Origin of the sequence: Mesorhizobium sp. M5C.F.Ca.ET.164.01.1.1, assembly GCF_004792125.1 — a bacterium.
Taxonomy (GTDB): Bacteria; Pseudomonadota; Alphaproteobacteria; order Rhizobiales; family Rhizobiaceae; genus Mesorhizobium; species Mesorhizobium wenxiniae.
The window spans coordinates 317,503-328,974 of record NZ_SRTG01000004.1; the positions used below are offsets into that span (position 1 = coordinate 317,503).

The window sequence follows — 11,472 nt, forward strand, 5'->3', positions numbered from 1 at the left end:
CTCACCAAAGATAGAAGAATGCGAAAATGAACACCCAGACCAGGTCGACGAAATGCCAGTAGAGCCCCATGATCTCGACGTGCTCGTAGCGGCCCTTGCGGCTGGTGAAGAAACCAGGCCGCCCCGTGTCGTAATCGCCGCGCCAGACCTTTCGCGCCACGACGATCAGGAAGATCACCCCGAACGTCACATGGGTGCCGTGAAAGCCGGTGATCATGAAGAAGGATGATCCGAACTGCGCCGCACCCCACGGATTGCCCCAGGGCCGTACCCCTTCGGTGATCAGTTTGGTCCATTCGAAGGCCTGCATGCCGACGAAGGTCGCGCCGAGTGCTGCGGTCAAGAGCATGAGGATCGCAGTCTTGCGGCGGTCGTGGCGATAGCCGAAATTCACCGCCATGGCCATCGTTCCGCTGCTCGAGATCAGCACGAAGGTCATGATGGCGATCAGGATCAGTGGAATATTCGAGCCGCCAATGTGAAGGGCAAAGACCTCGCTCGGATTGGGCCACGGCACTCGGGTAGACATGCGCGCGGTCATGTAGGAGAGCAGGAAGCAGCCGAAGACGAAGGTGTCGCTGAGCAGGAAGATCCACATCATGGCCTTGCCCCAGGACACGTTTTTGAACGCGCGCTGATCCGAAGACCAGTCGGCGGCGACGCCTTGCAAGCCCGCCGGCCGCGGCTGTGCTTGGCCAGTATGCGTCAGTGTCGTGTCTGCCATCCGTCCGGCCCTCCTAGGTCAGCAACTGTCGGCAAATCTCGATGAAAGTCGCGGCCCAGCCGGCCAGAAGCGCGAAAATGGCGAGCCAGACGAAAAGCAGGAAATGCCAGTACATGGCGCACAATTCGACGCTGAGGCGAAGCCGCTCCGGCCGTGCTCCGTTCCAGGCACCGGCAGTTGTTCGGCTCAGACCCACCAGCCCTCCCAGGATGTGCAGGCCATGCATCCCGGTTATCAGGTAGAAAAAACTGTTGGCCGGATTGGCGGTCAGCAAGTAGCCGTCGGCGGTCAGTTCCCGCCATGCCACAAGCTGTCCGATCAGGAAGGCAAGCGCGGTGAGCCCTGCCGTGACGAGGCCGAGCCTGACCGTGTCGATCTGGCCCCGGCGCGCAGCGACCGAGGCGCATTGCAGCGCGATGCTGCTCAGGACCAGCACGCCGGTGTTGAACCAGAGCACGCGCGGCAGCGGCAGCGCCTGCCAGTCCGACAGCGCCATGCGCATGAAATAGGCGCTGGTGAAGAGTGCAAACAGGCAGCCGACGACGGCGAGGAAGACGCCGAGGCCGATCTTGGCGGTCGGCAGCGGCGATCCTTCGAGGCCGATGACATCACCGATCATACCTTGCTCGAGCCATGGCTTGGCCATCAGCCGCTGGTGGGAAAGCCACCATCCGGCAAAGCCGGCGATGACGAGGAGGAAGACCAGAATGACACTCATGCCGGCTCCCTGGAGGATCCGAAGGAGCCCGGCACGTTTTGCGGGATAAAATCCTCCTTGGCGCCCGGCACGCTGTAGTCATAGGCCCAGCGATAGACGATCGGCAGTTCCTTGCCGAAATTGCCATGGGCGGGCGGTGTTTCCGACGTCTGCCATTCCAGCGTCGTGGCGCGCCACGGATTGCCGCCGGCCTCGCGGCCGTGGCGGATGCTCCAGATCAGATTGAACAGGAACACGACCTGGGCAAAGCCGACGAGGAACGCCATGATGCTGATGAACGCGTTCAGATCGTGGGCCGACTCGGTCATCACCGCCGTGCTGGTCAGTTCGTGGTAGCGGCGCGGCACGCCCATCAGGCCGATGTAGTGCATGGGAAAGAAAATCAGATAGGCACCGAGGAAGGTGACCCAGAAATGGAACTGGCCCATTGCCTCGTTCAGCATCCGGCCGGTGACCTTCGGATACCAGTGATAAATCGCCCCGAAGATCACGAGAATCGGGGCGACGCCCATGACCATGTGGAAGTGGGCAACGACGAACATCGTGTCCGATAGCGGAACGTCGACGACGACGTTGCCGAGAAACAATCCGGTCAGCCCGCCATTGACGAAGGTGACGATGAAGGCCAGGGCAAAAAGCATCGGCACGGTGAGGTGGATATCGCCGCGCCACAGCGTCAGCACCCAATTGTAGACCTTGATCGCGGTCGGGACGGCAATGATCAATGTCGTGGTGGCGAAGAAGAAGCCGAAATAGGGATGCATGCCGCTGACATACATGTGGTGCGCCCAGACCACGAAGCTCAGCGCGCCGATGCCGACGATGGCCCAGACCATCATCCGGTAGCCGAAGATGTTCTTGCGCGCATGGGTGCTGATCAGGTCGGATACGATGCCGAAGGCCGGCAGCGCCACGATGTAGACCTCGGGGTGGCCGAAGAACCAGAACAGATGCTGGAACAGGATCGGGCTGCCGCCGCCGTGCTGCAATTGTTCACCCATCTCGACGATCGCCGGCATGAAGAAGCTGGTGCCGAGCGCACGGTCGAACAGCATCATCACGCAGGCGACAAACAGCGCCGGGAAGGCGAGCAGCGCCATGACGGTCGCGGTGAAGATACCCCAGACGGTCAGCGGCAGGCGCATCAGCGTCATGCCGCGTGTGCGGGCCTGCAGCACCGTCACGACATAGTTCAAGCCGCCCATCGTGAAGCCGATGATGAACAGGATCAGCGAGACGAGCATCAGGATGATGCCCCAGTCCTGGCCGCCTGGTGTGCCGGTCATGATCGCCTGCGGCGGGTAGAGCGTCCAGCCGGCACCCGTCGGTCCGCCGGGCGCAAAGAAGCTCGACACCAAAACGAGTACGGCAAGCAGGTAAATCCAGTAGCTCAGCATGTTGACATAGGGAAAGACCATGTCGCGTGCGCCGACCATCAGTGGGATCAGGTAGTTGCCGAAGCCACCCAGGAAGAGTGCCGTGAGCAGGTAGATCACCATGATCATGCCGTGCATGGTGATAAACTGGTAGTAGGCTTCCGGGGTGATGAAGTCGAACGTGCCGGGGAAGCCGAGCTGCAGCCGCATCATCCACGACAGCACCAGCGCCACCATGCCGATTGCCGTGGCCGTCGCCGAATACTGAATGGCGATGACCTTGGCGTCCTGCGAGAAGACGTATTTGGTCCACCAGCTGTGCGGATGGTAGAGTTCCATCTCCGCGACTTCGGCCGGCGGTACCGCATCTGCAGGTGTGATATCGACCATAAGAACACTCCGTGCCCTTTTCGGCAGACTCGACAGTTTCGAGCCCTGCCGCAATTTTCAACCCACGTCGCCGTCTTTCCCGGCGTCTACTCTGCCGAGCCCACCTGCTGGGGGGCCGACAATTGCGCGAAAGTCTGCTGTTCGCCGAGCCACGCCAGATAATCTTCCTGCGTGTCGACCATGACCACGCCATTCATCAACGGGTGCCCCTGGCCGCAAAGTTCGGCGCACAGGACCTGGAAGGTTCCGGTCTTGGTCGGGGTGAACCAGAAATAGGTGACCGAGCCCGGGATCATGTCCATCTTGGCGCGGAATTCAGGGACATAGAAATCATGCAGCACGTCGATCGAGCGGAGCAGCATCTTGACCGGCTTGCCGACCGGCAGATGCAGATCGGCGGCTTCGACGACGACATCGTCCTGGCCGTTGGCATCACTGGCGTTCACGCCCAGGGGATTTTCAGGGCTGACGTTGCGGCTGTCGGATGTGCCGAGCTTGCCGTCCTTGCCGGGCAGGCGGAAACTCCATTGCCATTGCTGGCCGACGACTTCGACCACTGTTGCGTCGCTTGGGACGCTGACGAACTGGTTCCAGACGAACAGGCCGGGAACCAGCATGGCCGTGACCCCGATTGCGGTGACGATCGTCAGCCACCATTCGAGCCGCTTGTTCTCGGGTTCGTATGCCGCCTGGTTCCCTTCCCGATGACGGAAGCGGAAGACGCAATAGGCCATGAATAGGACGACGGCGGCGAAGACGACGCCGGTGATCCAGAAGGTTATGATGATGGTGTTGTCGATATAGTCCCAGTTAGAGGCAATCGGCGTCCACCACCATGGGCTCAGGAAGTGAAACAACACTGAGCCCACGACTACCAAAACGAGTACAAGCGCGATGGCCATATCCCGTTTCCTCCCGGCATTCCAAGGGCGCGAAGCCGCCCCGGGAAATGCCAAATGCATCATAGCTCGATTTCCCGTCGAAATTCTAGTGCGGTCTTCCGGTCAGCCGAAAACGCAATGGCGATGATGCGGAAGAACCCAAGAAGAAGGCTGCAGCGAAGAAAAAGCTGCCAAGGGCGCCGAACAACACGGCATTGCGCCGAATTATGAAAGACCGCCATCAATGCATCCTTTTTCATAGTCGCCGTAAAGCGACGTGCGTCCACTTGGACGCAGAAACTCTGAACGAACTTTCACTATCTGCGCATCGTGCGTCCGAGAATCGATCCCGATTCTCGGGCCGATGCGATAAGCGACAGATTCGCGCCCAAGCAGCGGTTGCCGGCTGGCGATACGATGTTTTGATCATTATCTGCGCCGAGTTGCAAAGTGCAGGGTCGTTGGAGGGATCGTTGAAACTATTCGTCGGCATCGGAGGCGCGGTCGCCACGGCGTTCCTCTTCGCCTCGGTCTGCGGTATCGCCCGGGCCGACAGCGTCCTTGACAATTGGCGGTTCGACACCGGCAGCGATGGCCTGGTCACGGCCTCGCTCCATGCTACCAACAAGCTCATCACGGGCGGCGGCGCCTTAAGCTACAGCCCGATCCTGACCATTGCCTGTCGGGCGAATGGCGAACCGCGCTGGAGCGAATGGCTGCAGTTGAACGATGCCGTCTCCGCCAGCCGGACCATCACCGTGTCGGTGACCGTCGACAAGGGCAGCAAGGTCAACGAAAGCTGGTCGGTCGGCCCGCGGGGGAGGAGGCTGGTTCGGGATGGTGCCGACGGGATCAGGCGATTGGTTTCCGCAGACCGGCTCCAGCTGTCCTGGCGGTTCGGGCTGCTGTCGGGGCGAGGCGAGGCCGATTTCGACCTTGCCGGATTCAGCGAGGCGGTCGGCCAGATCGCCGGCACCTGCAACACCGAGTTGCCGTGATCGGATCAGCAACGCTCGCCTCAACCACTAAGAAATCCAGTGAGTTATTCCGGCGCAAACGTCTCGAACGCACCCGCGCAGCCAGCGGTGCGCCTGATCGGGATCGAGCCGCGGGTGCCACAAAAGTGAAACCGTGATTTCCGGCAGGGGAACCGGCAGAGGGAAACAGTACATTCCGTCGCGCAGGTTCCCCGTATATCGTTCGGGAACGCTGGCGATCAGGTCCGAGGCGCGCGCCAGAGCCAGAGCTTCCGAAAAACCGCCGACGACCGTCACGATCTCTCGTTTCAACCCTAGTGGCTCAAAGGCATCGTCGATCGGCCCCCTGTCGAGCCCGCGACGGGAGATGAGGATGTGCCGGCCTGCTGCGTAAAGGGCAGGGGTGATCGTCAGCTTGCACAATGGATGCCCCATGCGGACGACACCGACGAAACGATCACGGAACAGCGCTTGCGCGCGCACCTCAGGTCCCGTGGTCTTTCCGACGACGCCCGTTTCAAGATCTACGCTGCCGTCGCGCAGGGGCGTATTGTCCTTGTCCGGCTTCAGGACAAACCGCAGCCGCACGCCCGGTGCCTGTTGGCCGACGCGCGCAATGAGATACGGTCCGAAATTCTCAACGAAGCCGTCCAGGTTTCTGAGCGTGAAGGTCCGCACAAGCCGTTTCAGCTCGAGCGTTTCAACAGGACGCAGAACGGCTTCGGCGTCCTGCACAAGCTGACCGACGCGCTCGCGGAGCTCGAGGGCTCGGGGTGTGGGAACGAGACCGCGTCCAGCCCTGACCAGCAGCGGATCGCCCGTCGTCTCACGCAATCGCGCCAGCGCCCGGCTCATCGCCGACGGGCTTAGCCGCAGCCTTCTGGCGGCGCGTGCCACACTGCCTTCCGTCAGCAGCACATCAAGGGTGACAAGCAGATTGAGATCGGGATGCGACATCAACGGATCGTACCATGGTCGGGCCGCCCTGACATAGCGTCAAACGCAATGATCAAGTGCAAATGACGCGCCTTACGCCACATCAAGCAAGGGGCTACCTGTCTGTCAGCTCCGTTTCGGGAGCCGCCAGAAAACGGAGTTCACGTTGAAGCCAATCGACGCCGAAAATATGGAACGGGCACCCTCAGTTCGGTGGGCGCTCGCCAGCCTTTCGCTGTCGATGTTGCTGTCCTCACTTGGCATCAGCATCGCCAATGTTGCCTTGCCGACCTTGGCGCAGGCGTTCAACGCCTCATTCCAGGAAGTCCAGTGGATCGTGCTGGCTTATCTCCTCGCCATCACCACCCTGATCGTCAGCGTCGGACGGCTCGGTGACGTCACCAGCCGCCGGCGCCTGCTGCTGGCCGGACTGTTCCTGTTCACGACGGCTTCGGTCCTATGTGGTGTCGCGCCGACGCTCTGGCTGCTGATTGCCGCCCGGGCGGTGCAGGGCTTGGGGGCGGCAATCATGATGGCCCTCACCATGGCTTTCGTCGGTGATACCGTTCCGAAGGCAAGGACCGGCAGCGCTATGGGGCTGCTCGGAACGATGTCGGCGATCGGCACCGCTCTCGGTCCGTCGCTCGGCGGTCTTCTGATTGCCGGAGCGGGTTGGCGGGCGATCTTCCTCGTCAACGTGCCGCTGGGTTTGCTGGGCCTTGTTCTCGCCTATCGCTACCTGCCGGCTGATCGCCGGGGGCCGAAGACGGATCGGATCGGCTTCGACGTTGTGGGCACGCTGCTGCTTGCCTTGGCGCTTGGCGCCTATGCGCTCGCGATGACGATCGGGCGTGGCAGTTTTGGTCCGCTCAATATGGCTCTGTTGGTGGCAGCCGTTTTCGGAGCCGGCTTCTTTGTGCTTGTGGAGGCAAGAGTGGCGTCGCCTTTGATCCGATTGGCCGCATTCCGCAATGCGACGCTGAGTACGAGCCTCGCCACGAGCGCACTCGTCGCGACGGTGATGATGGCGACACTGGTGGTCGGGCCGTTCTATCTGTCTCGTGCGCTCGGGCTCGACGCGGCTCTCGTTGGCACTGTCATGTCGGTCGGTCCGCTTATCGCCGCACTGACCGGTGTGCCAGCTGGTCGCATAGCCGACCGTTTTGGCGCTGGGCGCATGACCATCATTGGGCTCATCGCGATAGCCGCCGGTTGCTTCATTCTATCCGTGATGCCGGCAATATCAGGCATCCCCGGCTACATCGCCCCGATCGCAGTCATCACATCGGGCTATGCGCTGTTCCAAACCGCCAACAACACCGCTGTGATGTCGGATATCCGCCCGGATCAGCGGGGCGTCGTTTCCGGCTTGCTCAATTTGTCGCGCAATCTCGGGCTCATCACCGGTGCATCCGCTATGGGCGCCGTGTTCGCATTCCCCTCAGTCGCGATCGACATTGCAACGGCGCGCCCCGAGGCCGTTGCCGCCGGCATGCGGATCACGTTTGCGGTCGCGGCTATACTGATCGTCGTCGCGCTCGCCATCGCGATTGGAAGCCGCGCTCTCGCGGCGCGCCCCTCGCTGCCTGGCGTGTCATGACACGAGACGGGACGCTTTCGGCGAGAAGCCGACGCATCTTCAAGCAGGGCGTCAGATCAGCAGCAGGCCCTTCATGCTGGCATGCCCCTTCTTGCCGATGATGATGTGATCATGGACGGCAATGCCGAGCGGTTTGGCCGTCTCGATGACCAGCTTGGTCATCTCGATGTCGGCGCGCGACGGCGTCGGATCGCCTGACGGATGGTTATGCGCCAGTATGATCGCCGTGGCGGAGAGTTCGAGCGCGCGCTTGACCACTTCGCGCGGATAGACCGGCGTGTGGTCGACGGTGCCGACCTGCTGCACCTCGTCGGCGATCAGCGCGTTCTTCTTGTCGAGAAACAGGATACGGAACTGCTCGCGCTCCTCGAAGGCCATTACCGACCGGCAGTATCCGAGAACCTGCGTCCAGGACGACAAGACCTCGCGGCCTTTGATCTCGCTAAGTGCCGCGCGTTGGGCGGCCGCGGCAACGATCTTCAGATCGAGCGCCACTGCCGGGCCGATACCCCTGACCTCCTCAAGTCGCGCGACAGGCGCGCCAAGCACCTCGGCAAGCGTGCCGAAACGCGCCAGCAGCGCCTTGGCGACGGGCTTGGTGTCGGCGCGGGGGATCAGGCGGAAGAGCAAGAGCTCCAGCAATTCGTAGTCGGGGAGGGCGTCGGAACCCGCGGCCGCGAACCGTTGGCGCAAGCGGTCGCGAAGACCGAGATAATGCGGTTTTTCTTCGGTCGCCTTGGTTTTTACTGGAGGCTGGATCTGATTTTCGGAGAAGAAACTCCGCTCGTCGCTCTTTGTCCCCATAGACCGCCTGCATCCCCTTGACCGGAAAGGTCCGGCGCCGAGAGAAACACTAGGCCGGCAGGCCGGGGCGGTCGAGGTTTTTCGGCGACAGCGTGAAAATCTCGCATCCGGTCTCGGTGACGCCGATCGTGTGCTCATATTGCGCCGACAGCGAGCGGTCGCGCGTCACCGCTGTCCAGCCGTCCGACAGCACTTTTACGTGCGGCCGGCCGAGATTGATCATCGGTTCGACGGTGAAGATCATGCCCGGCCGCATCTCGACGCCCTCGCTGGCGCTGCCATAGTGCAGGATGTTCGGCGCATCGTGAAAGAGCTGGCCGACGCCGTGGCCGCAGAAATCGCGCACCACCGAGCAGCGCTCGCCTTCGGCATAGGTCTGGATGGCGGCGCCGATGGCGCCGGTGCGGGCGCCGGGCCTGATCGCGGCGATGCCGCGCATCAGGCATTCATGCGTGACCTCGAGCAGGCGCTCGGCGGCGCGCTTGATCGTGCCAACCGGATACATGCGCGAGGAATCGCCATGCCAGCCATCGAGGATGTAGGTGACGTCGATGTTGACGATGTCGCCGTCCTTCAACGGCTTGTTGTCGGGAATGCCGTGGCAGACGACGTGGTTGATCGAGGTGCAGGATGACTTCGTGTAGCCGCGATAGTTGAGCGTCGCCGGCAATGCGCCGTGATCCATGCCGAATTCGAAGACGAAGCGGTCGATGGTTTCAGTGGTAACGCCCGGCGCGACGATCGACACCAGTTCGTCGAGGCAGCGTGCGGTGAGGTCGCATGCCTTGCGCATGCCGGCAAAGCCCTCTTCGCCGTAGAGGCGGATCTGGCCGGTGTTTCTGAGTGGTGCCGCGGCGGCGTCGAGATAGGTGACCATTGTGTCCGTCTTGCCGGAAGAAAGGGCTTCTGATGAGCCCGCGCGAAAAGTCTCTCAGATTTGGCACCGGACGGCGCCAGGTTCAAGGACGAACTGCCGGCGATGGGCTCAAGCCGCCGATATTCATGTCTTGCGGCTTCATCCTGTGCCTGTCCAGCCTGTGCCGGGGTGTTCGTCCGCACTGACGACATATTTCTGAGCAACAAGTGGGGAACGCGTTTTGGAGAGACACGAATGGACAGATTGCAATTCGAGGTGCCGGTGCGCATCACGACAGCGCCTGGCCTGCCGGTCGAGGAAATCTACAGCGTCGAACAGGCGCTGGATTTCCTGCAAGGCTGGCCGGTTCGCCGGCAGGGCCCGGTCTATCAGGCCGCGTTCAATGCCTGCTTTGGCGCCACGGTCGACCTGGTCGAGACCGAGGATGCCTGCCGGGCGTTCATGGCGTTCTGCCGGGTAAGCCGCCTCCTGGCCAGGGACATGCTGGTTCCGCGCAAGCGCGGAGGCGAGGCAAGGGTGCTGAGGGCTTAGCGGCCGAGCCGGGCAGTCCCCAGCGAACTGCTTAATGCATCCCACACTTCCATGCGTTCGACGAGCGGCAAATCTGCCCCAGAGCGGCATGCCCTTCGGTGATGCTGTGCCAGCCAGTCACGAATCGGTTATGGCTCCGGCATGCAGGAAACGTCTCTCTACATCCCGGTGAAGCGGTTTCTTGAGAGCCTGGAATTCACCGTCAAAGGCGAAGTCGACGGCTGCGATGTCGTGGGACTGCGTGACGGCGAGCCGCCTGTGGTCGTTATCTGCGAATTGAAATTGCAGTTCAACCTCGAACTCATACTTCAAGGTGTCGATCGTGCTGCTTCATGCGATGAGGTCTGGCTCGCGGCGCGGATGTCTGCCCGCGGCAAAGGCCGCGAGCATGATCGCCGGTTCCGCGCACTCTGCCGGCGGCTCGGGTTCGGACTTCTGGGGGTTGGTTGCGCCGGCAACGTCGAATTGCTGCTCAGCCCGGCCGCCTTGCCGCCCCGGCGAGACCCGAGACGAAGATCGCGCCTCGTGGACGAGCATCGTCGCCGGCGCGGCGACCCTGTGGTCGGCGGTGGCTCGCGTACACCGATAATGACCGCTTACCGGCAGGATGCGCTGGCCTGCGCCGCTGCGATGGTCGACGGCCCGAAGCGCCCGCGCGACTTGAAAACCATTTCACCACGCGCCGCCAAGATCCTGCTTCACAATGTCTATGGCTGGTTCGCCAGGGCCGAGCGCGGCGTCTATGCGCTTACGGACGTTGGCCGTGCTGCGTTACAGCGCTGGCCCCAACCGGCTCCATAACGAGGCGGCGCTGAGTTTGTTTGAGCGGCTTGCCGCGGGCAGGGGAGACAACGAACCTCGCAACGATCAGAGTCGGCGCGGGCTGTATCGGTTTGTCGCTGCCCGTGGAAGGCATTATTGCACCAGGCGAAACGGACAGCCTCTTCCGAGTTGCTCATCTGCCTTGTGCACACCCGTTGATGCCGCGAAATACGACAAGATGAGTTGCGTCGAACTCAAACGCGGATGGGGACCGTCGGCGGCGAGAAATCGCAAACTGCGATCGCCCGCGGCAAGATTGTTCAAACAAATAGTCCAAACTGGCTATGAGGCGGCCAGCGCGTCGCCTCCATTGTCACTGCCACGCCAGAGCGCAAAAATCGAGCAAATGCGGCGGCAGGAAACAGTGAAGGCAGCAGCCAGAAACAAACAAATGTTGATATTTGCGTTACCAAGCGCGTCGAACGGATCGGCACGCCCAGGAACAAAAAAAGAATGTTCTGGTAGTTCTTCAAGACTGTCTACGGATTGTTTTTCACGAATTCGACCTTGGCAGGAGCGCGAACTTTGTGCGGTGAAGTCCGGCCTGCGGCACTCGATGCAATACCAAAAATCTCAAAAATTCTATCAGAGGGGTGTGGGTATGTGATTTGGCGCTAATATACGCCGTCGAGTAGGCAGGCACCGCGGGGCGCTAAGAAAAAAAGGATTATCAATGGCACTTCATTTCGCAGCAGGTGGGTCCGCCACAGAAGTCGCAAGCGCCGGTTTCAATCTGGTCGACGTTCAATACATCGACCAGGTCAACGAGCTGCCGGATGGCATGAAGGCTATGGTCTGGCTCAACGAGGGCGAGGGCGTGACCCAGTCCTTTATCG

12 protein-coding genes are annotated in these 11,472 nt (G+C 61.7%); 4 read left to right on the forward strand and 8 right to left on the reverse strand.

Annotation, left to right across the window (positions count from 1 at the left end; genetic code table 11):
* Position 1: 1 nt before the first annotated feature.
* The 4 genes from EN807_RS24215 to coxB all read right to left on the reverse strand — a co-directional run bounded on the left by EN807_RS24215 (position 2) and on the right by coxB (position 4,110).
* Entirely contained in the window at positions 2-724 is a 723-nt protein-coding gene (locus EN807_RS24215; protein WP_135936959.1) for a heme-copper oxidase subunit III family protein, read from the reverse strand.
* A gap of 13 nt (positions 725-737) precedes the next feature.
* The gene (locus tag EN807_RS24220; protein WP_135936960.1) at positions 738-1,442 is read right to left on the reverse strand and encodes a cytochrome c oxidase subunit 3; all 705 of its coding nucleotides are present in this window, start codon (positions 1,440-1,442) and stop codon (positions 738-740) included.
* Positions 1,439-3,208 carry a cytochrome c oxidase subunit I gene (gene ctaD / locus EN807_RS24225; protein ID WP_135936961.1) on the reverse strand — a complete coding sequence of 590 codons (1,770 nt, stop codon included), beginning with the start codon at positions 3,206-3,208 and terminating at the stop codon, positions 1,439-1,441. Before ctaD ends, EN807_RS24220 begins: the two co-directional genes overlap by 4 nt.
* Positions 3,209-3,294: 86 nt before the next feature.
* Complete coding sequence (coxB, locus tag EN807_RS24230; protein ID WP_135936962.1) at positions 3,295-4,110, reverse strand: cytochrome c oxidase subunit II; 816 nt, start codon at positions 4,108-4,110, stop codon at positions 3,295-3,297.
* A gap of 452 nt (positions 4,111-4,562) precedes the next feature.
* Between coxB and EN807_RS24235 the strand changes: the two genes are divergently transcribed.
* A complete protein-coding gene (locus EN807_RS24235; RefSeq protein WP_135936963.1) occupies positions 4,563-5,087 on the forward strand; it encodes a hypothetical protein in 525 nt (174 codons plus the stop codon).
* Between the two features lie 27 nt (positions 5,088-5,114).
* On the opposite strand, the gene EN807_RS24240 is transcribed toward EN807_RS24235, so the two are convergent.
* Entirely contained in the window at positions 5,115-6,023 is a 909-nt protein-coding gene (locus EN807_RS24240; RefSeq protein ID WP_135936964.1) for a LysR family transcriptional regulator, read from the reverse strand.
* Between the two features lie 169 nt (positions 6,024-6,192).
* On the opposite strand from EN807_RS24240, the gene EN807_RS24245 reads away from it, so the two are divergent.
* Positions 6,193-7,602: an MFS transporter gene (locus tag EN807_RS24245; protein ID WP_135936990.1), complete on the forward strand. Its 1,410-nt coding sequence runs from the start codon at positions 6,193-6,195 to the stop codon at positions 7,600-7,602.
* Between the two features lie 51 nt (positions 7,603-7,653).
* On the opposite strand, the gene radC is transcribed toward EN807_RS24245, so the two are convergent.
* Together radC and map are read right to left on the reverse strand one after the other, a co-directional pair.
* Positions 7,654-8,406 (reverse strand): DNA repair protein RadC, encoded by a 753-nt coding sequence (gene radC, locus EN807_RS24250; RefSeq protein ID WP_135936965.1) that lies wholly within the window; start codon positions 8,404-8,406, stop codon positions 7,654-7,656.
* Between the two features lie 49 nt (positions 8,407-8,455).
* Positions 8,456-9,283, reverse strand: coding sequence for a type I methionyl aminopeptidase (gene map / locus EN807_RS24255; protein ID WP_127319112.1), 828 nt, complete (start codon positions 9,281-9,283; stop codon positions 8,456-8,458).
* Positions 9,284-9,517: 234 nt separating this feature from the next.
* On the opposite strand from map, the gene EN807_RS24260 reads away from it, so the two are divergent.
* Both EN807_RS24260 and EN807_RS24265 read left to right on the forward strand, forming a co-directional pair.
* Positions 9,518-9,814 (forward strand): DUF982 domain-containing protein, encoded by a 297-nt coding sequence (locus EN807_RS24260; protein ID WP_127319114.1) that lies wholly within the window; start codon positions 9,518-9,520, stop codon positions 9,812-9,814.
* Between the two features lie 141 nt (positions 9,815-9,955).
* A complete protein-coding gene (locus tag EN807_RS24265; RefSeq protein WP_135936966.1) occupies positions 9,956-10,615 on the forward strand; it encodes a DUF2161 family putative PD-(D/E)XK-type phosphodiesterase in 660 nt (219 codons plus the stop codon).
* Between the two features lie 281 nt (positions 10,616-10,896).
* Here EN807_RS24265 and EN807_RS35690 read toward each other — a convergent pair whose 3' ends face one another.
* Positions 10,897-11,109, reverse strand: a complete 213-nt coding sequence (locus EN807_RS35690; protein WP_189522564.1) for a hypothetical protein — start codon at positions 11,107-11,109, stop codon at positions 10,897-10,899.
* Positions 11,110-11,472: the final 363 nt, after the last annotated feature.